Raw genomic sequence first — 26647 nt, 5'->3', positions numbered from 1 at the left:
AAATGGCAAGATATACTGGTCCTAAAACTAAAATTGCTCGTAAATTTGGCGAAGCAATATTCGGAGACGATAGAGCCTTCGAAAAAAGAAATTACCCTCCAGGACAACATGGTTTGGCAAAAAAGAGAGGTAAAAAATCTGAATATGCTGTTCAGTTAATGGAAAAGCAAAAAGCTAAATATACTTATGGTATTTTAGAAAAACAATTCAGAAATTTATACGAAAAAGCATCTGCTGCTTCAGGTGTAACAGGTGAAATCCTTTTACAACTTTGCGAAGCTCGTTTAGACAACGTTGTTTTCAGAATGGGAATTGCATCTTCTAGAAGAGCTGCAAGACAAATTGTTTCTCACCGTCACATCACAGTAAATGGTGAGGTTGTAAACATCCCATCTTATCACTTAAAACCAGGTGATAAAGTTGCAGTACGTGAAAAATCAAAATCTCTTGAAGTTATTGAGCGTTCGTTAGCTGCATCTAGCCATGTTTATGAATGGATTACTTGGAACAACGATACTAAAGAAGGAACTTTTGTTTCAGTTCCTGCTAGAATCCAAATTCCTGAAAACATCAAAGAACAATTAATCGTTGAGTTATACAACAAATAATAATTGACACCAAGCTAAATTATGGCACTATTTAATTTTCAAAAACCAGATAAAGTTATCATGATCGATTCTACCGATTTTGAAGGCAAATTCGAATTTCGTCCTTTAGAACCGGGTTATGGATTGACGGTTGGTAATGCACTAAGGAGAGTAATGCTCTCTGCCTTAGAAGGTTACGCAATTACATCTGTAAGAATAGAAGGTGTTGAACATGAGTTTTCTACTATCTCCGGTGTTGTTGAAGATGTTACAGAAATTATTCTTAACCTAAAACAAGTACGTTTTAAAAGACAAATTGAAGACATCGATAACGAAAGTGTTACGATTTCTATTTTAGGTAAAGAACAAATTACTGCTGGTGATTTCCAAAAATTTATTTCAGGTTTTCAAATTTTAAATCCAGATTTGGTTATTTGTAATCTAGACTCAAAAGTTAATTTCAACATGGAATTAACAATTGAAAAAGGAAGAGGTTACATTGCAGCCGAAGAAAACAAAAAACAAAACGCTCCAATAGGTACAATTTTTACAGATTCTATCTTTACTCCGGTAAAAAATGTGAAATATTCTATAGAAAATTTCCGTGTAGAGCAAAAAACAGATTACGAGAAATTGGTTTTTGAAATTAAAACCGATGGTTCTATAAATCCAAAAGATGCCCTTACCGAAGCTGCCAAAGTTTTAATTCACCATTTCATGCTTTTCTCTGATGAAAGAATCACTCTTGAAGCAGATGAAATTGCTCAAACAGATTCTTACGATGAAGAATCTCTACACATGAGACAGTTGCTTAAAACAAAATTGGTAGATATGGATTTATCTGTTAGAGCACTTAACTGTTTAAAAGCAGCAGAAGTTGATACACTAGGAGACTTGGTTTCTTTTAACAAACACGACTTAATGAAATTCCGTAATTTTGGTAAAAAATCGCTAACAGAGTTAGACGAACTAGTAGCCAATAAAAACTTAACGTTCGGAATGGATTTGTCAAAATATAAATTAGATAAAGACTAGTTTCTTTATTCAAGTTAAAAAGTATTTAAAATGAGACACGGAAAAAAAGTAAATCATTTAAGCAGACAGACAGGACATAGAAAAGCTATGTTGGCCAATATGGCTTGTTCTCTTATAGAGCACAAACGTATAAACACTACTGTTGCTAAAGCAAAAGCGCTTAAACAATTTGTTGAGCCACTTGTAACAAAATCAAAAGAAGACACTACTCACAATAGACGTATCGTTTTCACTTATTTAAGAAATAAATATGCCGTTACTGAACTTTTTAGAGAAGTAGCAGCAAAAGTAGGCGACCGTCCAGGTGGATACACACGTATCATTAAACTAGGAAATCGTCTTGGTGATAACGCTGATATGGCTATGATAGAGTTAGTAGATTTTAACGAAATCTATAATGGTGGTAAAAAAGAAGAGAAAAAAGCTAAAAGCCGTCGTGGTGGAAAAGCTAAAAAAGCAGAAACATCTGCTCCTGCTTCTGAAGAACCAACCAATGAAGCTGCAGAATAATGAAATTATTTTCAGCATAATATTAAAAAAGGATAAGCTTTCAATAAAGTTTATCCTTTTTTTTTGGAGCAAAACTAACTGATTATTTACAAGCCATTTTCCCGTTTTTCGCTCCAATCTTTTGCAAAGCCCAAATTTACAAATAGTTGAGCTTTGCAAAAGGATTTACACTACAACCGGGGCTAAAATACTAAACCATAGTGTTTTTATAAACGCTCTAAAAGCAATATATTTGTAACACAACAACACAACAACATATGCAATTTTTACATCAAAAAGCAATTTTACTCCTAGCAGACGGTACAATATTTCACGGTAATTCTATAGGTGTTTTAGGCAAAACCTTTGGCGAGGTATGTTTTAATACAGGTATGTCGGGGTATCAAGAAATTTTTACCGATCCTTCATATTACGGGCAAATTATGGTTACTACCAATGTACATATTGGTAATTACGGGATAAATGCAAACGAAGTAGAATCAAATAAAATACAAATTGCAGGATTGGTATGCAGAAATTTTAGCGACGTATACTCTCGACCAAATTCTGAAAGTAGTTTATTAGACTATCTAAAACAACAAAATATTGTTACGATATCCAATATTGATACCCGAGCTCTCGTAGCGCATATAAGAGATTATGGTGCTCAAAATGCTGTAGTATGTACAGACGGAACACCTATAGAAGAGTTAAAACAAATGTTAGCAGCAATACCTCCTATGAAAGGTCTTGAATTAGCATCAAAAGTATCTACTGCTCAAAAATATACTTTTGGAAACCCAAACGCATCTTACAAAGTTGCTGCTTTAGATTTGGGCATAAAAACCAATATACTGCGTAATCTTGCCAAAAGAGATTGCTATATAGAAGTTTTTCCATACAATACACCTTTTGAAGTAATGCAAGCAATAAACCCCGATGGTTATTTTTTATCTAATGGACCTGGAGACCCAGAACCTTTAGTTCAAGTGCAGCAAACAGCCCAGTGCATGATAGAATCGGGTAAACCTGTTTTTGGTATTTGTTTAGGACATCAAATACTTGCTTTGGCAAATGGAGTTTCGACCTACAAAATGTTTAATGGGCATAGAGGTATTAATCATCCTGTAATGAATATGATTACGGGCAAAGGAGAAATAACTTCTCAAAATCATGGTTTTGCTGTAAGTAGAGAGCAACTAGAAGCGCATAGCGAGTTAGAAATTACACATTATCATTTAAATGATGCTACTGTAGCTGGTATGCGTATGAAAAACAACCCTGTTTTTTCTGTACAATATCATCCAGAAGCTAGTCCAGGGCCACACGATTCAGAATATTTGTTTGACAATTTTGTAGACCTTATTAAAATCTATGCCTTGCAAAAGGTATAAGGATTACTTTCTAGCCCCGATTGAAGTGGAAATCCTTTGCTTCAAGCTAACAGGTTTAAAGTATATAGGCTTGAAGCAAAGATTGGAGCGAAAAGCGGGAACATGGTTTATAAAAATGCAAAAGCCTTTCGCTTAACATAACACTAAATCGTTTGCGTTTATAAGTTTTTAAGTTATTCAATACGAATAATTTTCTTATTGCTTAAATTTGTAATATAATAATAGTGCTAATTAAAAATTCATAAATAAAATGAGTATTATAGTAAAAGTTCATGCTAGACAAATATTGGATTCACGCGGAAATCCTACAATAGAAGTTGATGTAGTAACCGAAAATGGTATTTTGGGTAGAGCTACTGTACCAAGTGGTGCTTCTACAGGAGAACATGAAGCCGTAGAATTGCGCGATGGTGGCAAAGCCTATATGGGTAAAGGTGTTTTGAAAGCTGTTGATAATGTAAACAGTACAATTGCTCCCGAGCTATTAGGCGTATCTGTTTTTGAGCAAAATTTGATTGATAAAATAATGATTGAGCTTGATGGCACACCAAACAAAGGAAACTTGGGTGCTAATGCCATTTTGGGCGTTTCGTTGGCTGTAGCAAAAGCAGCTGCCAATGAATTAGGATTGCCTTTGTATCGTTATATTGGAGGAGTTTCGGCAAATACCTTGCCTGTACCTATGATGAACATAATAAATGGTGGTTCGCATAGTGATGCTCCTATTGCTTTTCAAGAATTTATGATTATGCCTGTAAGCGCAACGTCGTTTACTCATGCGATGCAAATGGGAACCGAAATTTTTCATAATTTGAAAAAAGTGTTACACGACAGACATTTGTCTACCGCTGTTGGAGATGAAGGAGGTTTTGCACCAAACTTAGCAGGAGGAACAGAAGATGCGCTAGACTCTATAAAATTGGCTGTAGAAAAAGCAGGATACACTTTTGGTGCCGATGTTAAAATTGCTTTAGATTGTGCAGCATCAGAATTTTATGTAGATGGAAAATACGATTATACCAAGTTTGAAGGCGATAAAGGAAAAGTAAGAAGTTCTGAAGAGCAAGCGAGTTATTTGGCAGAATTGGCAGCAAAATATCCTATAGTTTCTATAGAAGATGGTATGTATGAAGATGATTGGGAAGGTTGGAAATTACTCACAGATAAAATTGGAGATAAAGTACAACTCGTGGGTGATGATTTGTTTGTAACCAACGTACAAAGACTTGCTACAGGTATTGAAAAAGGAATTGCCAATTCGATTTTGGTAAAAGTAAATCAAATAGGTACATTAACCGAAACTATTGCTGCAGTAAATATGGCACACAACGCAGGTTATACATCGGTTATGAGTCACCGTTCTGGAGAAACAGAAGACAATACCATTGCAGATTTGGCTGTAGCATTAAACTGCGGACAAATAAAAACCGGTTCTGCTTCTCGTAGCGATCGTATGGCAAAATACAACCAACTTCTTAGAATTGAAGAAGAACTAGGTGATACAGCTTATTTTCCAGGAATAAAAGCATTTAAGCAGAAATAGTATAGTTATTGGTAATTCATTAAAATTATTTATTTTTTTAAAGTAATAACAAGTTAATTAATAGTATTCACATTTAAAATATTGTTTTAAGTTAAGCTGTTTTAAAAGATTAAAATTCGATAACACATCTATTTAGTTAAATTTTTGTTACTTAAAATATTGATAAATATTTAATATTTACTGTTATTTATAGCAACCAACACCTAAAAGTTAAAAATCTTTTAGGTGTTTTTTTTATAATTGTGAGATATACCAATAATTGTATATTAATTTAGCAAAATTTAATGAAATATTAACGAAAACAGCGTTATAAATTTTTAATATTTATTTTGAATTGCATAATTTTGTTAAATTATAAATAATTACAACATTCAAGTCATATTATGTCAAAAACAGCAATATTAGAGTTAGATGGCAAAAAAATTGAGCTTCCAGTTATTGTAGGTTCAGAAAATGAAGTAGCTATCGATATTGAGCAATTAAGAGCTCAAACAGGAGCCATAACACTCGATCCAGGGTATAAAAATTCAGGTTCTTGTAAAAGTGAAATTACTTTTTTGGACGGCGAAGAAGGTATTTTACGTTACAGAGGTTACTCTATAGAAGAATTAGCAGACAAGGCAGATTTTTTAGAAGTGTCTTATTTGTTAATTTTTGGAGAACTACCTACTCAAAAGCAACTAGATCAGTTTGAAAATGACATCAGAAAATACACCTTGGTAAGCGAAGAAATGAAAAACATTATCGATGGTTTTCCAAGAACAGCTCACCCAATGGGAGTTCTTTCGTCATTAACAAGTGCTCTTACAGCATTCAACCCTAAGGCTGTGAATCCGCATAACGAAAAAGATATGTACGATGCTGTTTGTAAAACAATGGCAAAATTTATCGTTATTGCAACATGGACGTATAGAAAAACAATGGGCTTCCCATTAAATTACTATGATAACACCAAGGGTTATGTAGAAAACTTTATGCACTTAATGTTTGAATTACCTACTGGGCCTTACAAAACAGACAAAAGAGTTTTAGATGCTTTGGATAAATTATTTATCTTACATGCAGATCACGAGCAAAACTGTTCAACTTCTACAGTTCGTATAGTAGGTTCGTCGCATGCTGGTTTATTTGCATCTATAGCTGCAGGTGTATCGGCTCTTTGGGGGCCACTTCATGGAGGTGCAAACCAAGCTGTTTTAGAAATGCTTGAAGAAATTCATAATAATGGAGGCGATGTTGCAAAATATGTCTTAAAAGCAAAAGACAAAGACGATCCATTCCGATTGATGGGATTTGGGCACAGAGTGTATAAAAATTTCGATCCACGAGCAAAAATCATCAAAAAAGCGGCAGACGATGTGCTTTCTGCATTAGGAGTACAAGATCCGCTTTTGGATATTGCCAAACAATTGGAACAAGTTGCACTAGAAGATGACTATTTCAAATCTAGAAATTTATATCCAAATGTAGATTTTTACTCAGGAATTATTTATAGAGCATTAGGAATTCCTACAGAAATGTTTACCGTATTGTTTGCCATAGGGCGTTTACCAGGTTGGATTGCACAATGGAAAGAAATGCGTATCAACAAAGAACCAATTGGAAGACCAAGACAAGTATACACAGGTTCTCCACTAAGACCTTTTGTTGAAAAAGATAAAAGATAATTTCTTTTAATGAATATTATTAAGTTAAGCTTCTCTTTTTGGAGAAGCTTTCTTATTTTTGTGCAAAGCCAAAAGCTATTTTATGTTAAAATTAAACGTTAAAAACGAAACCTCTCGATTAAAATCTGTAGTATTAGGAACCGCATTAAGTAATGGCCCAACTCCTACAGCCAATGAAGCTTACGATCCCAAATCGCTAGAACATATCTTAGCAGAAACCTATCCTATAGAAAAAGATATGGTTGCCGAAATGGACGCCTTTTATCAAGTATTTAAAAAATATAATGTTGAAGTTTATCGCCCTGAGCTTTTAGAAAACTACAATCAAATTTTTTCTAGAGATATAGGCTTTGTTATAGATGATGTATTTATTAAGGCTAATATTTTGCCCGATAGAGAGAGAGAGCTAGATGCTATTCATTACGTTTTAGAGCAAATAGAACCTTCAAAAATTGTTAGACCGCCACACGAAGTTCATATTGAAGGAGGCGATGTTATGCTTTGGAATGATTATATCTTTATTGGTACTTACAAGGGTTCCGATTATAAAGATTATATTACAGCAAGAACCAACATGGAAGGTGTAGCATACATAAAAAGTTTGTTTCCCAACAAAATTGTTAAAGAGTTCGATTTAGTAAAGTCGAAACTAGAAGCTCGAGACAATGCCTTGCATTTGGATTGTTGTTTCCAGCCTGTTGGTAAAAACAAAGGCATTATTTATAAAAGTGGTTTTCGTGAAGAAGCTGACTATGTGTATTTAGTCAAATTATTTGGCAAAGAGAATCTATTTCATATTACAAGAGACGAAATGTATCATATGAATTCTAATGTGTTTTCTATAGACGAGAATGTTGTCGTATCTGAAAGAAATTTTACAAGGCTTAACAATTGGCTTCGAGAAAATGATTTTATTGTAGAAGAAATTCCTTATGCCGAAATAGCAAAGCAAGAAGGGCTTTTAAGATGTTCAACATTACCTTTAATAAGAGATTAGATTTGTTATAAGTTTTATGTTATGAGTTTTGTAAGTTCTCTTTCTAATATTGATATGTTTTAAGATGAGTAGTTATAGAGATTTAGATATCTATAAAATTGGATTGGAGCTTTTTTATATCGTTCATCCAGCTTCTTTAAAACTTCCTAAATATGAAATGTATGAATTAGGAAGTCAATTAAGGCGTTCATCTGATTCTTTGGTAACGAATATTGTTGAGGGTTATGGAAGAAAAGCTTACAAAGCTGAATTTATCAGATTTTTGACTTTTTCTTGGTCAAGTTGTTTAGAGACAGTAAATCATTTAGAAAAAATTAATCATCTGTATAAAAATATAATTCCTAATAATGAAGAATTGATTGTTAGATACAACGAGTTAAGTTCCAAAATTTTCAATTTTATAAAATACGTAGAACAAAATTGGAAAACATAAAATAATCGATAAGCTAATCAACCTATAACCTAAAAACGTATAACATACAACAAAGTAAAAAATGAATCAAACCACCAACTCTATACTAATGATTCGTCCTGTTTCTTTCAGAATGAACGAACAAACAGCCGTGAACAACTATTATCAAAAAGTATTAGACGAATTAACTCCAGAAACAGTAAATCAAAAGGCTCAAGCAGAATTTGACGCTTTTGTACAAAAATTACAAATGGCAGGTGTTCATGTAGTTGTAGTAGATGACACACTAGAGCCTAATACGCCCGATAGTATTTTTCCAAACAACTGGATATCTTTTCATGAAAATGGCGATGTAGTATTGTACCCCATGTTTGCAGAAAACCGTAGAGCAGAACGCCGAGAAGATATATTGGATATTTTGGAAGAAAAAGGTTTTATTGTTAACGAAATAATGGATTATACCTCGGCAGAAGAAGATAATATTTTTCTAGAAGGTACAGGTAGTATTATTTTAGACAGACAAAATCAAAAAGCTTATTGTGCGCTTTCTCCTAGAGCAGATGAAGAACTTTTTATAGAGTTTTGCGAAGATTTTGAATTTTCTCCAGTAATTTTTGAAGCTTTTCAAACTGTAGATAACCAACGCAAACACATATACCATACCAATGTTATGATGTGTATAGGAGAAACATTTGCTGTAATTTGTGCCGATTGTATAGATGATAAAAAAGAGCGCAAAATGGTGCTAGACAGCCTTAAAGGAGATGAAAAAGAAATTATTCTCATTACAGAAGAGCAAGTAAATAATTTTGCAGGAAATATGCTCGAAGTAAAAGGAAAAGATGAGAGACGATTTTTGATTATGAGTTCATCGGCCTACAAGGTATTAACCAAAAATCAAATTGCGCGAATAGAAGAACATGTTACGATACTCCATGCACCACTAGATATTATTGAAGCCTGCGGTGGTGGAAGTGCTCGATGTATGATGGCTGAAGTTTTTTTGCCAAAAGAAAACTAAAAGCTAAATATCACAAAAGTTGATTAAATACCTCTAATGATAGTTAATACTGCGCTTATTATGTATTGAATTCCAATAGCTATGGTTAAAAAACCTACAATTCTAGAGATTGCTACGATACCAGAAGCTCCTAAATATTTAGCCAAATAATGGGCGCTTCTTAAAATAATAAAAATAAGAGCAGAAACTATTATTATAGCAAAAGATGAGGCAATCATGTTTACAGTATCGTTATGGTCTTGATAAAAAGCAACCAATAATGATATAGATCCTGGGCCAGCAAGCATAGGCATAGCTAGAGGTGTAAGAGCAATTTGATTGCGGTTGTGTATATCTTCTTCAACTTCTTTACTAATACCTTTACGCTTTTTAGGATTTGCATTTAATAACCCAAATCCAGAATTGGTAATCAATAAACCACCTGCAATACGCAATGCAGAAATGGTTATGCCAAAAAACTTTAAAACATATTCTCCCACAAAAAACGCTATCAATAATATTAAACATACATCAATAGCTGTCCAAAGTGATACTCTAGAACGTTCATTTTTGTCGTAATCTTGAGTAAGTCCTACAAAAATAGGTACAGCCCCAATTGGGTTAAGCACCGAAAATAAAGCACCGAGCAAAACAAAAAATGTGTTAAAAAATATGACCATCGTTTTTTTTGCAAAGGTAATATTAATAGTTATCTTTAACCAAACAATAAGAAATTTACTATTAAATAATAATCAATAACAAGTTATACTATCCAATTTTAAAGTGGGTAACCCCAAAATGATTAAATAATCTATGTTATTATGTTACTGCAAACAATAAATTAAAACGTATGAAAACATTAGTATTAGGAGCATCTTCCAATCCTGAAAGATATAGTAATAAAGCTATTTTTAGTTTATTACAACATGGGCATCAAGTAGAAGCAATAGGCAATAAACAAGACGTAGCACATGGTGTCACCATACATAAAGAATTAATACGTGTTCCAGATATTCATACAGTAACGCTTTACTTAAATCCTAAAAATCAAGAAATATATTACGATTACATTGTAACGCTAAACCCCAAAAGAGTAATTTTTAATCCAGGTACCGAAAATCGAGATTTACAAGAATTATTGCGTCAAAATCAAATTCAATTTGAAGAAGCTTGTACATTGGTTTTATTGGCAACGCATCAATACTAAACAGTGTTTTTAAAACCGTGTTACTGCATTTGTAGGCTTACTTATTATTAACAGTCCGAACAAAGTGATCAGGCCGTTTAATAAAATAAGTTCATTGTCAATAACATAATTGCCTAATAAAAGTTTAGAATTTTTAGAAATGTAAAAGCAAATTAACGGAGCAACAATGCAAATTACAGGCACCCATTTTTCTCGTACTGTTCGATTTTTTATAAACAAACCAAAACCATAAAGTCCAAGCAAAGGGCCATAGGTATAACTAGCTACTTTAAAAATCATAGTTACTACCGACTTGTCGTTGAGTGCATTAAAAATAAGTATTACCAAAAACATTAAAAACGAAAAACCCAAATGTACTGCGTGTCTAATGCGTACTAGTTTTTTGTTTTTTTGTTTTAATGCTTGTTCCGAAAGTGTAATGCTACCGTCATTATCACTGTTTTTTTTGTCCATATTTAAAAAATCTACACAAAAAGAGGTTGTTAATGCAGTTAAAGCGCTATCGGTGGTGGCAAATGTAGCAGCGGTAAGCCCTAGTAAAAATACTACCGAAGGTATTATGTTTAATTGGTTAAAAGCTATTTCTGGGAATAACAAATCTGTGCGTTTTGCATCGCCAATTACAGGAATGGCAATACCATTTTTTTCTGCATACAAATACAATAAAGCACCTACACTCAAAAAAAACAAGTTGATAATTACAAATATTCCGGTAAAGGTAAACATGTTTTTTTGTGCCTCAGAAATTGTAGCACAACTTAAGTTTTTTTGCATCAAATCTTGATCTAGCCCAACCATAGCAATCGTTACAAATATGCCTCCTACAATTTGTTTCCAAACATAATTCCCTTTTAAAAAATCTTCATAAAAAAATATTTTAGAATAATTACTATGCTTAATAGCTTCAAAAGCTTGAACAGCACTGTAATCCATACTATCGCATATAAAATAAATGGTTAAAAACACAGAAGTAACCAAGAAAAAAGTTTGTAAAGTATCTGTAATAATAATGGTTTTTAATCCGCCTCTATAGGTATAAGCAAAAATAAGCCCGAGTGAAATAAGAACAGTAAGAGCAAAAGGAATTTCAAACGCATCAAAAACATATTTTTGTAACACCAACACAACCAAATACAATCTAAAAGCAGAACCAATTGTACGGCTTATCAAAAATATAGAAGCAGAGGTTTTATAACTTATTGTGCCTAATCTTTTTTCAATATAGCCATAAATTGAAGTTAGATTCATTCTGTAGTAGAGAGGCAATAATACAGTAGCAATGAGAATAAAACCTATAGCATTGCCCAAAACAAATTGAAAATAACTAAATTGATTTTCGATATTTCCTACATTTCCTGGTACCGAAATAAAAGTAACCCCAGATAAGGCAGTACCTATCATTCCGAAGGCGACCATGTACCATTTTGAATTTTTATTCGCTTTAAAAAAAGTATCATTATCTGTACTTTTTTTACTTACTACATTCGAAATAAAAATAAGAAGTCCAAAATACAGAATAATAATGGTTAATATTACAGTAGGTGTCATACGTGTTATCTAAATTTCTGCTAAAAATACAATAAAATAAATATAGTGAAATACGTAAGCCTACAAATTTATAAATTTGCACTATGGAATTTTCTTCAAAATTACTTGAAAAAGCAGTACAAGAAGTGGCGCAGCTACCAGGTATAGGTAAACGTACAGCATTAAGATTGGTGTTGTATTTGCTAAAACAGCCAGCAGAACAGACCTTGTTTTTAACAGATGCGCTTCAAAATATGCGTAATAATATTAAGTTTTGCACCTCATGCCATACTATTTCAGATTTCGATGTTTGTGAGATATGTAATAACACTTCAAGAAATCATAAAACCATTTGTGTAGTAGAAGATGTAAGAGACGTAATGGCTATAGAAAATACCCAACAATACAAAGGTATTTATCATGTTTTGGGTGGTAAAATTTCGCCTATAGATGGTATCGGGCCTAGCCAACTTACCATTACATCATTAGTAAATAAAGTAAAAAATGACGGTATAGAAGAAGTTATTTTTGCATTAAGTTCTACCATGGAAGGCGATACAACCAATTTTTACATTTATAAACAACTTAAAGATCTTGATGTAAAAACCTCTACAATAGCACGAGGAATCTCGGTTGGAGACGAGCTAGAATATGCCGATGAGGTAACTTTGGGTAGAAGTATTGTGTATCGAATTCCTTTTGAAAATTCATTGAAAAACAGTTGATAATATATTAATACATAGTATTTTTATTTTTGATATTGAAAAACTATCTTTGTTTGCTAATTAAATTGCAATGAATATCCAAAAAATACTATTTTTATTACTATTATTTAGTTGTTTACAATCTTGTGTTTCTACCAAAGACTTAGAGTATTTGCAAGATAAAAACCAAGTAAGTAATGAGGTAGTTACTCCATACAACATCAAGCCTTATCGTTTGCAGTCTCACGATATTATAAGTATTTCAGTAAGAGCTTTAGATCCAAAACTCGTGGCAATTTTTAATACTGATAATTCGGAGCAAAATACAGCTTCGGAACAAAGTTTATACATGAAAGGCTACACAGTAGACGATCATGGTAATATACGAATGCCTATTTTGGGAGAAGTAAATGTTTTGGGGTATACCACCGAAGAGGTAAGAACAAAAGTAGAAGAATTATTACTTAAAGACCATTTCAAAAATAGTGCAGGATTATTTGTTACAGTAAAATTAGGTGGATTTAGGTATACGGTAAATGGCGAAGTAGGAAATCCAGGTACAAAAGTACTGTACCAAGATAAAGTTTCTGTTTTGGAAGCCATAGCAAATTCTGGCGATATTACTATGGTTGGCAATAGAAAAGATGTAAAAATTATTCGTCAATTTCCAAGTAAAGTTGAAACATTTTCGATAGATCTTACAAATAGTAATGCAATCCATTCGCCTGTTTTTTATTTACAACCCAACGATTATATTTACGTAAAACCACTCAAGCAAAAATCATGGGGAACAGGCAAAACAGGTATAGAATCTTTAGGAACTATCATTACAATTTTGTCTTTGGCAACCACCACTTTTTTATTGCTTAAATAAACCTTACTCTTGATGCTAGATATAAAAGACTTTTCATTTTTAGAAAATCAAAACAGTTTCGATTTTAAGGGTTTTCTCCTTAAAACACTTAGTTATTGGAAGTGGTTTGTGCTTGGAGTAACTCTGTGTCTTTTTGTAGCACATCAAGTTAATATTAGAAAACAAAAAATTTACGAACTCGAAACAACAATTGCCGTAAAAGAACAAGACAATCCATTGTTTACTTCCAATACAAGTTTGGTTTTTAATTGGGGAGGCGCTTCAGATCAGGTTCAAAGTATATCAACTACATTAAAGTCGCGTTCGCATAACGAATTGGTAGTAGATAAACTCGATTTTTATATCGATTATTTAGAAGAAAAAGAATATTTTACAGAAGATGTTTACGGATACACGCCATTTGTAGTAAAATTGCAAAAAGATAAAAATCAGTTATATCAAGTACCATTCAAAGTAAAGTTTCTCACAACTTCTACCTATCAAATTACAGCAGATTTTAATAATTTGGAAGTTCCTGTAATAAACTATATCACCAATCAGGTAAATACACAAAAAGTAGCCTCAACTCACTATGAGCAAACATTCAAACTAGGGCAAAATATAAACATTCCGTTTTTGAATGCTACGTTGGAGTTTAGATCTATTCCAGATACCTATGTGGGTAAAGAGTATATTGTACAATTTAATTCGTTTGACAATACAGTATCAAAATACCGCAATGTAAGAGTTGCTATAGATGAAAAAGCAGCGTCTATATTGAAGCTGTCTATGGACGGAACCAACAAAAAACGCATCGTAGATTATCTAAACGCAACGGTAAATATGTTAATAAAAAGGCAACTAGATGCCAAGAATTTATTTGCAGACAATACAGTAAAATTTATCGATACTACTTTAACGTTGATGGAAAAAAACCTCAAAGATGCCAACAACGAGTTAAAGAATTTCAATAGAAATAAAGACTTTATTGAAATCGAAAAAGGTGGAGAAGGAATTCAGTCTGAAATAAAAGAACTTGATGTTTTAAATGACGAAATTAACCGAAAAGTTAATTATTATAACACCTTACGTAATTATCTATTAAGTAGTAATGACTACTCAAAACTTCCTGCGCCAGCAGTGGCAGGAATTGATGATCCAAATATTGTGATGAATGTTTCCAATATTATTGATTTATCTGTTCAACGATCAGAAATGGCATACTCGGTAAAAAGTAAGGTCATGTTTGAAGATGTCGATAACAAAATATCTGCATTAAAGAGAGTGTTATTAGAAAATATTGCTACAGCAAAAAATGCGATACAGTTTGATTCTAGACTTGTAAGAACCAAAATAAATAAGGCAGAATCCAAAATAAGTACTCTTCCGCAAGACAAGCAAGAATATTTTCAAATAATGCGTAAATACGATTTAAGTAGCACAATTTACGAAACCTATTTGCAAAAACGAAGTGAGGCTTTAATTGTAAAAGCTGCTAACTTATCGGATATTCAATTTATTGATCCAGCAAAAGATATAGGTGGCGGACTTATAGGGCCAAAAACGAGTGTAAACTATGTAATGGCAATATTTGTAGGACTTTTTATACCGCTATTGGTAGTGTTCATAATATTTTTTATTAATAATTCTATTCAAAATACAGACGATATAGCCAAACAAACCAACATTCCAATAATAGGAATTGTCGGCACAAAAAAATCAGAAGGTAATTTAGCAGTATTTGAAAAACCAAAATCTGCTTTATCTGAATCATTTAGAGCTATTCGGTCTTCATTACAGTTTTTATACAAAAAACAGCAACAACAAGGCGGAAGAACACTTATGCTTACTTCATCTGTAAGTGGAGAAGGCAAAACATTTTGTTCTATGAATATTGCAACAGTATTTGCCATGAGCGATAAAAAAACAGTTGTAATAGGTTTAGATATGCGCAAACCTAAACTGTTTGACGATTTTGGAGTAAATAACAATTTTGGTGTTGTAAACTACTTAATAGGTCAGAAAAAATTGTCTGAAATTGTACAAAAAACCCAAGTACCCAACTTAGATGTGATTACTTCGGGGCCTATACCTCCCAATCCTTCAGAACTCATTATGAGTGAAGCGATGAAAGATTTAATGGAAGAATTAAAACAAACATACGATTACATTATTCTCGATACACCTCCAGTCGGTTTGGTTACAGATGCTGTGGAACTTTCACAATATTCTGATGTAACATTATATATTACGAGACAGAACTTTACAAAGAAAGAAATGATACATGTTTTAAACACTCGTGTACAAAGAGGCGAGCTAAATAATGTGAGTATCGTATTGAATGGTTACGAAAACAAAGCTCGATATGGTGCAGGATATGGTTATGGATACGGCTACGGATATGGTGCTTATGCAAATGGATATCATGAAGAAGATAAACAAGAAAATCTAATAACTTCTACCATTAAAAAATTTAAAAATAGATTTAATAAAAAGTAAATTGAGAAAAATTGTAATTACAGGCGGTGCAGGATTTATTGGGTCTAACTTATGCGATTTTTTTACCGCAAAAGGAGACCAAGTAGTATGTCTTGATAATTTTTCTACAGGATATAGACACAATATCGCTCATTTATTATCCAACCCAAATTTTACTCTAGTAGAAGGAGATATACGAAATTTAGACGTGTGTAAGCAAGCCCTTCAAGGCGCTACACATGTATTGCATCAAGCAGCATTAGGTTCTGTACCAAGATCCATCATAGATCCTATTACAACCAATGAAGTAAATATTTCTGGTTTTTTAAATATGCTTGTTGCCACTCGAGATGCAGGTATAAAAAGGTTTGTTTATGCAGCAAGTTCATCTACCTACGGAGATTTAGAAAGTTTGCCCAAAGTAGAACACCAAATAGGAAAACCATTGTCTCCCTATGCTATAACCAAATATGTAAATGAATTGTATGCCGAAAATTTTAGTAAACTCTATGGTTTAGAAACAATAGGTTTACGCTATTTTAATGTTTTTGGCAGAAAACAAGATCCAAATAGTGTTTACGCAGCGGTAATTCCAAAATTTGTCCAGCAACTTATCCATAAACAAGCACCTATAATTAATGGAGATGGAACTTTTTCTAGAGATTTTACTTATATAGATAATGTTTTGCAAATGAATGAACTAGCGTTGTCTGTTAAAAATGAAGAAGCACTAAATACAGTATACAATACAGCCTATGGCGAAAACACTTCTTTAAATACAATGGTTACCGTATTAAAAGAATTATTAGTCCAATTTGATCCAACGATTCAAGAAGTAGAAATTAGTTATGGGCCACAACGCATTGGCGATATTCCACATTCGTTAGCAAGTATAGACAAAGCAAAAAAATTACTCAATTACAACCCTCACTATTCATTTGTAGCAGGAATAAAAGAAGCTGTACAATGGTATTGGGAAAATTTAAAAGATAAATAAAAATGAAAATCAATTCTATCTGTTGTATAGGAGCAGGTTATGTAGGCGGGCCTACTATGGCAGTTATAGCACAAAAATGTCCAAACATAAAGGTTACTGTAGTCGATTTAAATCAAGAACGTATTGATAAATGGAACGATGCAAATACTCAAAATATACCCGTATACGAACCAGGCTTACCCGAAGTAGTACAAGAGGCACGAGGTAGAAATTTATTTTTCTCTACCGAAGTAGATAAGGCTATAGAAGAAGCACAACTTATATTTATATCTGTAAATACCCCTACAAAAACGTACGGTTCTGGTAAAGGTATGGCAGCCGACTTGAAATATATAGAATTGTGTGCCAGACAAATAGCTCGTGTGGCCACAACAGATAAGATTGTAGTTGAAAAATCTACTCTACCTGTAAGAACAGCCGAAGCTTTAAAAAGTATATTGCATAATACAGGTAACGGTGTACAATTTCAAATATTATCCAACCCAGAGTTTTTAGCAGAAGGAACCGCAGTACAAGATTTATTAAACCCAGACAGAGTATTAATAGGAGGCGATACAACACCCGAAGGTCAAAAAGCTATTCAATCTTTGGTAGATATTTATGCCCATTGGGTTTCTCGTGAAAAAATACTTACTACAAATGTTTGGTCATCAGAGTTGTCCAAACTTACGGCCAATGCTTTTTTAGCCCAAAGAGTTTCTTCTATAAATGCTATTTCCGAGCTTTGCGAAAAAACAGGAGCAAATGTAAGCGAGGTTGCCAAAGCTATTGGAATGGATAGTAGAATAGGAAATAAGTTTCTTAAAGCCTCAGTAGGTTTTGGTGGATCTTGTTTTCAAAAAGATATTTTAAATTTGGTATACATAGCAAAATCTTATGGTTTGCATGAAGTTGCCGAATACTGGGAACAAGTCATCATTATGAATGATCATCAAAAAAGAAGATTCTCAAAAAATATTGTGTCTACATTATACAATACCGTTTCGGGTAAAAAAATCACGTTTTTGGGTTGGGCTTTCAAAAAAGATACCAACGATACCAGAGAATCTGCCGCTATTTATATCGCAGATGATTTGCTTAATGAACAAGCACTAATTTCGGTATACGACCCCAAAGTATCTTCGGCTCAAGTGCAATATGATTTGAATTATTTGCAAACTCGATCAGAACAAACGAATGCAACTTTAGTACAATCGCATACCAATGTGTATGAAGCTTGTAAAGACGCTCATGCTATTGCAGTACTTACCGAATGGGACGAATTTAAAACATACGATTGGCAAAAAATTTACGATACTATGTTGAAGCCTGCTTTTATTTTTGATGGCAGAAATTTGTTAAACAGTGAAATGTTAGAAAAAATAGGTTTTAAATACCAAAGCATAGGATCTTAAGTATGGAATATAAAATAGGAATAATAGGGCTCGGATATGTAGGCTTACCTCTAGCAAGGTTATTGGCTACAAAATATTCAGTAGTGGGGTTTGATATTAATCAGCATAGAATAGAGCAATTACAAAAAGGTATAGATGAGACTTTGGAAATAAATACCGAAGAACTTCAACAAGTATTAAGTAGTACACCAAATCAAAAAGGTTTGTATTGCAGTTGTTCTGTAAATGATTTAGCAAATTGTAACTTTTATATTGTTACAGTACCTACACCCGTTGATAAAAATAATAGACCCGATTTTACACCGTTGTACAAAGCAAGCGAAACCGTTGCCAAAGTGCTTAAAAAAGGAGATATTGTAGTATATGAATCTACAGTATATCCAGGTGCTACAGAAGAAGAGTGTGTACCTGTATTAGAAAAAAACAGCAATCTTAAATTCAACATAGATTTTTTTGTAGGTTACTCTCCTGAGAGAATTAATCCTGGAGATAAAGAACATACCGTAGAGAAAATTTTGAAAATAACTTCAGGTTCTACTCCCGAAGTAGCAAATATTGTAAATTCTCTTTATCAGTCAGTAATTACAGCAGGTACGCATTTAGCACCTTCTATAAAAGTAGCCGAAGCTGCTAAAGTCATTGAAAATTCACAAAGAGATATTAATATTGCCTTTGTAAATGAGCTTGCCAAAATATTTAATATATTAAATATAGATACAAACGCAGTATTAGAAGCTGCGGGAACCAAATGGAATTTTTTAAAGTTTAAACCAGGTTTAGTAGGCGGGCATTGCATAGGGGTAGACCCTTATTATTTGGCTCAAAAAGCTCAAGAAGTGGGGTATCATCCTGAAATTATTTTAGCAGGAAGAAAGCTCAATGATAGTATGGGAGAATATATAGCTTCTAGAGTTGTAAAACTGATGATAAAAAAAGAAATCCCTGTTAATAAAGCTTCGGTTCTTATTTTAGGAATTACGTTTAAAGAAAATTGTCCAGATGTACGCAACACCAAAATTGTAGATGTAGTTCATGCATTTAGAGAATATGGTATTAACATCACTATTTACGATCCTTGGGCAAATCCAAGCGAAGTGAAACACGAATACAATTTGGAAACTACCCAAAATGTTCCTCAAGAAAAATTTGATGCTATAGTATTAGCAGTAGCACACAATCAATTCAAATCATTAGATTTGCAAAGTATAAAAAAAGAAAAATCAGTAGTTTACGATGTAAAAGGAGTTTTAACCGAAAACGTAGACGGAAAATTATAAACAATATTTCTAATGAAAAAAATACTTATTACTGGAGGAGCAGGATTTATAGGTTCGCACGTGGTGCGAAGAATGGTAACTCAATATCCAAATTATCACATTTATAATTTAGATGCTTTAACCTATGCAGGAAATTTAGAAAATATTTCCGATATACAGCATTTACCCAATTATACTTTTTTAAAAGCCGATATCACAGATGAAGCCACAATAAATCAATTATTTGAAGAGTATAAATTTGATGGCGTAATACATTTGGCAGCCGAGTCGCATGTAGATCGCTCCATTACAGACCCATTAGCATTTGTAAAAACCAATGTTATTGGTACAATGAACTTGCTTAATGCAGCCAAAAACATATGGAAAGAAGATTACAACGAAAAACGATTCTACCATGTTTCTACCGATGAGGTATATGGAACATTAGGGCAAACAGGGTTGTTTACAGAAACTACGCCATACGATCCAAATTCACCATATTCTGCTTCCAAAGCGAGTTCAGATCATTTTGTAAGAGCTTATGGAGAAACGTATGGTTTACCTTATGTGCTTACTAATTGTTCAAATAATTATGGGCCTTATCATTTTCCAGAAAAATTAATACCATTATTTATTAATAATATCATCAACAACAAGCCTTTACCTGTTTATGGCGACGGAAAATATACACGTGATTGGTTGTTTGTAGAAGACCATGCTCGTGCTATCGATTTAGTGTTTCATAAAGGAAAAAATCATGAAACGTATAATATAGGAGGTTTTAATGAATGGCAAAATATTGATTTAGTAAAATTACTTTGTAAACAAATGGATACAAAGTTAGGCAGACCCGAAGGTACATCAGAACAACTTATAACGTATGTAAAAGATAGACCAGGTCACGATTTGCGTTATGCTATAGATGCTACCAAAATAAATAAAGAGTTAGGTTGGGAACCTTCGGTAACCTTTGAACAAGGACTAGATAAAACGATAGATTGGTATTTAAATAACGAAGAATGGCTTAAAAATGTAACCTCTGGAGAATACCAAAAATATTACGAAAAGCAATATAAATAATCATTATTTCTAATAAATGATACCCTTTAATAAGCCCTATCTTACAGGAAAAGAAACCGATTATATAAAACAAGCTGTTCAGTCTGGAAAAATTTCTGGTAATGGAATGTTTACCAAAAAGTGCCAAGATTTTTTTGAACAAGAATATGGTTTTAAAAAAGCATTATTGACTACATCGTGTACAGATGCTTTAGAAATGTGTGCTATTTTAGCAAATATTAAAGAGGGAGACGAAGTCATTGTTCCTAGCTTTACTTTTGTGTCTAGTGCCATCGCTTTTGTAAGGCAAGGAGCAAAAATAGTTTTTGCCGATTCTTATTCTAATAACCCAAATATCGATGCCGATATTGTAGAAAGCCTTATCACAAATAAAACAAAAGCTATTGTAGTAGTACATTATGCAGGTGTAGCTTGCAATATGGAAAAAATTATGCAAATAGCTTCGCAATATAATTTATTGGTTATAGAAGATGCAGCTCAAGCCATAGATAGTTACTTTACGTTTTCAAACGGAGAAAAAAAAGCATTGGGAAGTATAGGGCATTTAGGAGCTTTCTCATTTCACGAAACCAAAAATATAATTTCTGGCGAAGGCGGTATGCTTACCATAAACGATGAAAGATTTATACATAGAGCCGAGATTATATGGGAAAAAGGTACCAACAGAGCCGAATTTTTTAGAGGAGAAGTCAATAAATACGGTTGGGTAGACACAGGATCTTCTTTTTTACCTTCAGAAGTGATAGCTGCTTTTTTGTGGGCACAAATTGAAAATTTAGATGCAATACAAGCCAAGCGAAAACAGCTTTGGAAAACTTACTACAAATTACTAGCAACGCAAGAAAAGTACAAAAATGCTTTACCTAATTTACCTGAATACGCATCTAATAATGCACATATGTTTTATTTGGTATTGCCTTCTGTAGAAGAAAGAACCCAAGTTATTGAGAAATTAAAAAATGAAGGGTTTCATGCTGTATTTCACTATATTTCTTTACATTCTAGCCCATACTACATTGGTAAACACGATGGTAGAGAACTTGTAAATGCAGATAAGTTTACACAATGTTTGGTTCGACTTCCTTTATTTTACGAATTGAATGAAACAGATATAGAAAGATTGGTTTTGAGTTTAGGGTAGCTAAGTTTATAAGCTATTTTTTAAGTTTAGAGCTTAATATGCAACATCAATCATTCACTCAACTCAAATAGAAGCAAAACGAATGTGCTGTTTACGGTATACTTATGTAACCTTGTACATATCTTATCTATACTTCTAGCATACACTAAGCATACACTAACGATACACTAACAATACACTAGGCATACATTAACCGACTATTTTTTGCCTTTAAATTGATAAATATGTTAAAATATACTGCTAAGAATCATAGCATACAACTTATTAGTTTATTTGTAGTTTAAAAACGATATAAAATAAATCTAATTTAGAGTTTTATTATTGTGGTATTTGGTTATTGTTTAGTACTTTCGGGGCTTTAATTGTTAATAACTTAGGTTTGTAACAAAATAATTGCATACATTAATATTTTGTAATATGTATTTGGTTTTAAAAGTTAAGTCAGAAAAATAATATATGAAAAAGAAATTACTTTCTGATTCTTTTATCTATGGTTTGCCAGGAATAATAGGTAAACTAATAAGTGTTATTACATTACCAATATATTCAAATGTACTTTCAAAAGCAGATTTTGGCTTTTTAGGTTTTTACAATTCATCATTTTATCTATTATTGGTAATATTTCAGTTTGGGCTGGATAATGCATCGATGCGATTTTTTTTTGACGAAAACAACAAAAATAAGAAGGCTGTAATCATGAATTGGATACTCTTTCAATTTATAATTACCTTAATTTTTGGACTTCTCTTTTACATATTTAATGGTCTTTTTATAGATAAATTATATTCATTATATCAATTCAATGTGAATTTTTTTATCGTTTATTTTTTAGTATTAATTAGCTATATATTGCCTAGTATTATTGAGGTTTATTTTAGAATACAGCAAAAAGCTATTCATGCTTTTACATTTGCAATAGTATTAACAATTATAAATGTTAGCTCAACTTATTATTTTATTGTTTTAGAATCAAAAGGATATATGGGTTTTATATATGGTCAATTACTTTCATATTCTATATGCAGTCTATTGTCTATACTATTGCTTTATAAAAGAATAAGTTTTCAGCAATTTAACTTTGGTTTGCTTAAAAAGATGCTTAAATATTCTGCTCCAATTGTTCCCTCAACATTTATGTCAATTGGAATAAGTTGGTTAGCAAATTACGCTATAATAATATCAAATTATGGCATAGAAGAAACTGGAATATATCAAATGGCTAATACATTAGCAGCAGTCATAAACTTAATTACATCTGCATTTTTACAAGCATATATTCCATTTAGTTTTTCAATTATGACTAAAGAGAACTCTAAAACCGAGTATTCAAAAATATTAAATATATATATACTATTAATGTGTTTTGTAATATTGGGTTATAGTATTTTTTCATACGATATTTTAGCAATATTTATCAACAAAAAGTTCAAAGAGTCTTCTGTAGTAATAATTTTTATAGTTTATTATTATTTTATTGCTTCATTACCTACAATAATAAATATTGGTAATACAATAAAAATGAATACAACAGCATATACAAAATCTATGACAGTTTACACTCTAATTACATCGGTGCTGTTTTTTGTATTAATACCAAAACTTGGTGCTGTAGGTGCATCTATAAGCATGATTGTAGGTCAAGTATTTAACTTAATGATTACATATTACTACTCACAAAAAAATTATCCAATTCAATATAACATCTTAAAAAACTTTATAGTAATACTATTTTCTGTATTGCTAAGTATTGTTTTTTATTTTTTATTTAAAGATTTAACATTTAGCTATTATATGTTTTTTGTAAAAATAATTGGTTATGTAATTATTGGAATTTTTATTTTATATTTAAACAAAAAAACAATAAAAGGAATATGATAGAAGAGAGATTTAGTAATAAAACTATTTTTATTACAGGAGTGTGTGGTTCTATAGGTGCTGAACTATTAAAACAAATAAGTTTAAGTAAACCAAAGAAAATAATAGGAATAGATAATAATGAAAGTGCATTGTTCTTTTTAAAAAATGAATACACTAATTATGATAATGTAGTATTGCTACATTGTGATATTTTAAATAAAAATAGGCTTGAAAAACTATTGATCAATGTAGACTATGTATTGCATACGGCAGCAAAAAAGCATGTTATAATTAGCGAAGAAAACCCAATTGAAACAGTAAACACTAATATTATTGGACTTCAAAACTTAATAGATTCATCGATACATAACAAAGTAAAACGGTTTATTTTTACTTCTTCAGACAAAGCTGTTGGTCCTACAAATGTTATGGGAGCTACTAAACTTATAGGTGAAAGACAAATTATTGAAGCAAGTGAAAATAATTGCGATACAATTTTTGCAATAACTAGATTTGGCAATGTTTTAGGTTCTAATGGTTCTGTAATACCAATATTTAAAAAACAAATTGAAGCCAATTTAGATTTAACTTTGACACACAAAGATATGTCTAGGTTTATTATGACTAATAAACAAGCTGTAGATTTAGTAATAGAATCTTTATTCTTAGCAAAAGGGGGTGAAGTTTTTGTAACCAAAATGAATGTTTTAAAAATAGCTGATTTAGCAAAAGCAATGATTGAGTTGTCAAATAAAAATTTAAGTATTGTTTCTATCGGAACAAAGAAAGGAGAAAAATTGTATGAAGAACTTAGTTCTGTTGAAGAGGCTAATAAAACATTAGAAATTGAAAACTTTTTTGTCATAGTAAATACACCTCATGAAAATTCAAAATACTCTGAAAATCAAAAAACAACTAATAAAGTTTATGTTAGCAATAATGAACAAGAAATGACAATTGGTGAAATAAAAGATTTTTTAGTTAACAATCAATTACTATAAATAATGTTTACATTTTCAATATTTACACCTACATACAACAGAAAACATACCTTACATAGAGCCTATAATACACTATGCAATCAAACATACAAAGATTTTGAATGGATAATAATTGACGATGGAAGTATTGATGGAACACAAGATTTGGTAAGTTTATGGATTAAAGAAAATAAATTCAAGATAAGTTATTACTATCAAACAAATCAAGGAAAACACATTGCATATAATCATTATTCTAAGTATGCAAATGGAAAATACTTTATTAGTATTGATAGTGATGATGCTGCTAAAGATAACTGGCTAGAAAGAAATTTATTTCATTTAAATCAACTAGAAATTGAAGGTAAAAATAATTTTTGGGGTATCTACTGTTTAGCGGAAGATCAAAACGGAAATTTAATAGGCAATAAGTTTAAAAAAGATATTTTAGACGGGAATTGGGTTGAAATAATGTTAGATAATATGCAAGGAGATAAAGGTTATTCTATAAAAATGGATGTTTTTAAAGAATTTCCTTTTCCAGAAGATGTAAAAAATGTTTACCTACCCGAAAGTTATTTTTTTCATGCTATGTCTTCAAAATATAATGTAAGATGTGTAAACGAAAGACTTATAGTGCCTTGGGTTGATGAACGAGAAGATCACTTGTCTAATGAATTGTTAAAAAGAAGAAACTTAAAAGGATTGTCTTACGGCTGTTTAGGCTTTTTAAAATACAGCATGAGGTATTTTTTTAAATTTCCAAAAGAATATATAATAAAATCTATTTACTATGTTAATATATCATTTCTTATAAAAAAGAAATTTACTAGCCAAATAAAAGAAATAGAAAGCTTTTGGGGCATAGTTTTGTGGTTTTTTTCAATTCCTGCAGGTTATATATTAAGCGTTTTTAAACAAAAAAAATATGATTAAGCAAAATCCAATATATTTTAGCGGATTAAATGGAATACGTGCTATTGCAGCACTAGGAGTTGTTGTTCATCATATTACAGGGAATTTAGCAAAGTTTAATTTAAACCCCAATGTACTAGGCACTAATCTAGATGGAACCCCAAAAGGATACCTTCTAGGAGGGCATGGAGTAACTATTTTTTTTGTACTTAGCGGGTTTTTGATAACCTATTTGTTGCTTAAAGAAGCAAAACTTGGACAAATCAATATTAAAAAATTTTATTATAGACGACTACTTAGAATATGGCCATTATATTATACTTATATTTTATTATGCATAATTGCAATGCTTTATTATAGAGAAGCATTTAGTTCTAAACAGTTGAATTATTATTTATTTTTTACAGCTAATATACCATTTATTTATGGCTTTACTATCGAATTGCTAAATCATTACTGGTCATTAGGTGTTGAAGAACAATTTTATTTTTTTTGGCCATGGCTCGTCAAAAAATCTAAAAATTATTTACTAAAAGTTTTAATAGCACTAGTAATTATTTTAGTTGCTGTGCGATGGATAATACACTTTTATACCCCAAATACAATACTAGAAACTATACTTCATGTAACAAGATTTCATTGTATGATGATTGGCGCTATAGGAGCAATATTACTAGAAAGCAATTATTTATTATTTATAAAATTTTTTGACAACAAGATAGCACAATTGATAGCTTGGATTATTTTGTTTACTGTCATTATCAACCAGTTTCATATTGCATCTATTATAGACGTAGAAATAATTAGTATAGTAGCATTAGCAATAATTGTAGGACAAATTAATATAAAAAATAGAATAATTAATTTAGAATTAAAAGTTTTAAACTTTTTAGGCAAAATATCGTACGGAATCTATGTAATACACATATTAATTATATACCTGTTTTCTAAAATTTATACTAGTATTTCCATTTCGAATAATTTGAATTATTTGAATTATTTGATAATATATACAAGTATTATTTTATTAACGATTTTGTTTTCATGGCTATCTTTTGAATATTTTGAAAAATATTTTTTAAGATTCAAAAAAAAATTTGAAATAATAAAAAGCTCAAATTCAAAATAGAGTAT

Annotated in this window: 24 protein-coding genes; 22 read left to right on the top strand and 2 right to left on the bottom strand. The window is 31.5% G+C overall.

Annotated elements, in window-relative coordinates:
- Positions 1-2: 2 nt before the first annotated feature.
- The 9 genes from rpsD (at position 3) to ctlX (ending at position 9145) form a co-directional block, all read left to right on the top strand.
- Entirely contained in the window at positions 3-608 is a 606-nt protein-coding gene (rpsD, locus tag Q361_RS04085; protein WP_103725443.1) for a 30S ribosomal protein S4, read from the top strand.
- A gap of 21 nt (positions 609-629) precedes the next feature.
- Positions 630-1622 (top strand): DNA-directed RNA polymerase subunit alpha, encoded by a 993-nt coding sequence (locus Q361_RS04080; RefSeq protein ID WP_103725442.1) that lies wholly within the window; start codon positions 630-632, stop codon positions 1620-1622.
- A 30-nt stretch (positions 1623-1652) separates the two neighbouring features.
- A complete protein-coding gene (rplQ, locus tag Q361_RS04075; protein ID WP_103725441.1) occupies positions 1653-2132 on the top strand; it encodes a 50S ribosomal protein L17 in 480 nt (159 codons plus the stop codon).
- A 257-nt stretch (positions 2133-2389) separates the two neighbouring features.
- Positions 2390-3505 (top strand): glutamine-hydrolyzing carbamoyl-phosphate synthase small subunit, encoded by a 1116-nt coding sequence (gene carA / locus Q361_RS04070; protein WP_103725440.1) that lies wholly within the window; start codon positions 2390-2392, stop codon positions 3503-3505.
- Positions 3506-3755: 250 nt separating this feature from the next.
- The gene (gene eno / locus Q361_RS04065) at positions 3756-5048 is read left to right on the top strand and encodes a phosphopyruvate hydratase (protein ID WP_103725439.1); all 1293 of its coding nucleotides are present in this window, start codon (positions 3756-3758) and stop codon (positions 5046-5048) included.
- A gap of 383 nt (positions 5049-5431) precedes the next feature.
- Complete coding sequence (locus tag Q361_RS04060) at positions 5432-6715, top strand: citrate synthase (protein ID WP_103725438.1); 1284 nt, start codon at positions 5432-5434, stop codon at positions 6713-6715.
- 82 nt (positions 6716-6797) lie between these two features.
- On the top strand, positions 6798-7712 hold the full coding sequence (locus Q361_RS04055) for a dimethylarginine dimethylaminohydrolase family protein (RefSeq protein WP_103725437.1): 915 nt from the start codon (positions 6798-6800) through the stop codon (positions 7710-7712).
- A gap of 64 nt (positions 7713-7776) precedes the next feature.
- On the top strand, positions 7777-8145 hold the full coding sequence (locus Q361_RS04050; RefSeq protein ID WP_103725436.1) for a four helix bundle protein: 369 nt from the start codon (positions 7777-7779) through the stop codon (positions 8143-8145).
- A gap of 61 nt (positions 8146-8206) precedes the next feature.
- Positions 8207-9145 (top strand): citrulline utilization hydrolase CtlX, encoded by a 939-nt coding sequence (gene ctlX / locus Q361_RS04045; RefSeq protein WP_103725435.1) that lies wholly within the window; start codon positions 8207-8209, stop codon positions 9143-9145.
- Between the two features lie 23 nt (positions 9146-9168).
- On the opposite strand, the gene Q361_RS04040 is transcribed toward ctlX, so the two are convergent.
- Entirely contained in the window at positions 9169-9804 is a 636-nt protein-coding gene (locus Q361_RS04040; RefSeq protein ID WP_103725434.1) for a MarC family NAAT transporter, read from the bottom strand.
- 170 nt (positions 9805-9974) lie between these two features.
- Here Q361_RS04040 and Q361_RS04035 point away from each other — a divergent pair, with 170 nt between their 5' ends.
- Positions 9975-10331: a CoA-binding protein gene (locus Q361_RS04035; protein WP_103725433.1), complete on the top strand. Its 357-nt coding sequence runs from the start codon at positions 9975-9977 to the stop codon at positions 10329-10331.
- Positions 10332-10340: 9 nt separating this feature from the next.
- On the opposite strand, the gene Q361_RS04030 is transcribed toward Q361_RS04035, so the two are convergent.
- Complete coding sequence (locus Q361_RS04030) at positions 10341-11879, bottom strand: sodium:solute symporter (RefSeq protein WP_103725432.1); 1539 nt, start codon at positions 11877-11879, stop codon at positions 10341-10343.
- An 83-nt stretch (positions 11880-11962) separates the two neighbouring features.
- Between Q361_RS04030 and recR the strand changes: the two genes are divergently transcribed.
- The 12 genes from recR to Q361_RS03970 all read left to right on the top strand — a co-directional run bounded on the left by recR (position 11963) and on the right by Q361_RS03970 (position 26642).
- Complete coding sequence (recR, locus tag Q361_RS04025) at positions 11963-12583, top strand: recombination mediator RecR (protein ID WP_103725431.1); 621 nt, start codon at positions 11963-11965, stop codon at positions 12581-12583.
- Between the two features lie 70 nt (positions 12584-12653).
- Complete coding sequence (locus tag Q361_RS04020; protein WP_103725430.1) at positions 12654-13436, top strand: polysaccharide biosynthesis/export family protein; 783 nt, start codon at positions 12654-12656, stop codon at positions 13434-13436.
- Positions 13437-13448: 12 nt separating this feature from the next.
- Entirely contained in the window at positions 13449-15914 is a 2466-nt protein-coding gene (locus Q361_RS04015; RefSeq protein WP_103725429.1) for a polysaccharide biosynthesis tyrosine autokinase, read from the top strand.
- Position 15915: 1 nt separating this feature from the next.
- Positions 15916-16890, top strand: a complete 975-nt coding sequence (locus Q361_RS04010) for an SDR family oxidoreductase (RefSeq protein WP_103725428.1) — start codon at positions 15916-15918, stop codon at positions 16888-16890.
- A 2-nt stretch (positions 16891-16892) separates the two neighbouring features.
- A complete protein-coding gene (locus tag Q361_RS04005; RefSeq protein ID WP_103725427.1) occupies positions 16893-18284 on the top strand; it encodes a UDP-glucose 6-dehydrogenase in 1392 nt (463 codons plus the stop codon).
- A gap of 2 nt (positions 18285-18286) precedes the next feature.
- A complete protein-coding gene (locus Q361_RS04000; protein WP_103725426.1) occupies positions 18287-19561 on the top strand; it encodes a nucleotide sugar dehydrogenase in 1275 nt (424 codons plus the stop codon).
- A 12-nt stretch (positions 19562-19573) separates the two neighbouring features.
- Positions 19574-20620, top strand: a complete 1047-nt coding sequence (gene rfbB / locus Q361_RS03995; RefSeq protein WP_103725425.1) for a dTDP-glucose 4,6-dehydratase — start codon at positions 19574-19576, stop codon at positions 20618-20620.
- Between the two features lie 16 nt (positions 20621-20636).
- Positions 20637-21761, top strand: coding sequence for a dTDP-4-amino-4,6-dideoxygalactose transaminase (gene rffA / locus Q361_RS03990; protein WP_103725424.1), 1125 nt, complete (start codon positions 20637-20639; stop codon positions 21759-21761).
- A 456-nt stretch (positions 21762-22217) separates the two neighbouring features.
- Positions 22218-23636 carry an oligosaccharide flippase family protein gene (locus Q361_RS03985; RefSeq protein ID WP_103725423.1) on the top strand — a complete coding sequence of 473 codons (1419 nt, stop codon included), beginning with the start codon at positions 22218-22220 and terminating at the stop codon, positions 23634-23636.
- The gene (locus tag Q361_RS03980) at positions 23633-24619 is read left to right on the top strand and encodes a polysaccharide biosynthesis protein (protein WP_103725422.1); all 987 of its coding nucleotides are present in this window, start codon (positions 23633-23635) and stop codon (positions 24617-24619) included. Before Q361_RS03985 ends, Q361_RS03980 begins: the two co-directional genes overlap by 4 nt.
- A 3-nt stretch (positions 24620-24622) precedes the next feature.
- Positions 24623-25534 carry a glycosyltransferase family A protein gene (locus tag Q361_RS03975; RefSeq protein WP_103725421.1) on the top strand — a complete coding sequence of 304 codons (912 nt, stop codon included), beginning with the start codon at positions 24623-24625 and terminating at the stop codon, positions 25532-25534.
- Positions 25527-26642: an acyltransferase family protein gene (locus Q361_RS03970; protein WP_103725420.1), complete on the top strand. Its 1116-nt coding sequence runs from the start codon at positions 25527-25529 to the stop codon at positions 26640-26642. Before Q361_RS03975 ends, Q361_RS03970 begins: the two co-directional genes overlap by 8 nt.
- Positions 26643-26647 lie beyond the last annotated feature (5 nt).

The sequence above is a fragment of the Flavobacterium croceum DSM 17960 genome, from assembly GCF_002917885.1.
In the GTDB taxonomy this organism is placed as follows: domain Bacteria; phylum Bacteroidota; class Bacteroidia; order Flavobacteriales; family Flavobacteriaceae; genus Flavobacterium; species Flavobacterium croceum.
Note: the sequence above shows the minus strand (reverse complement) of the source record. Positions and strands in the feature narration are given on the sequence as shown.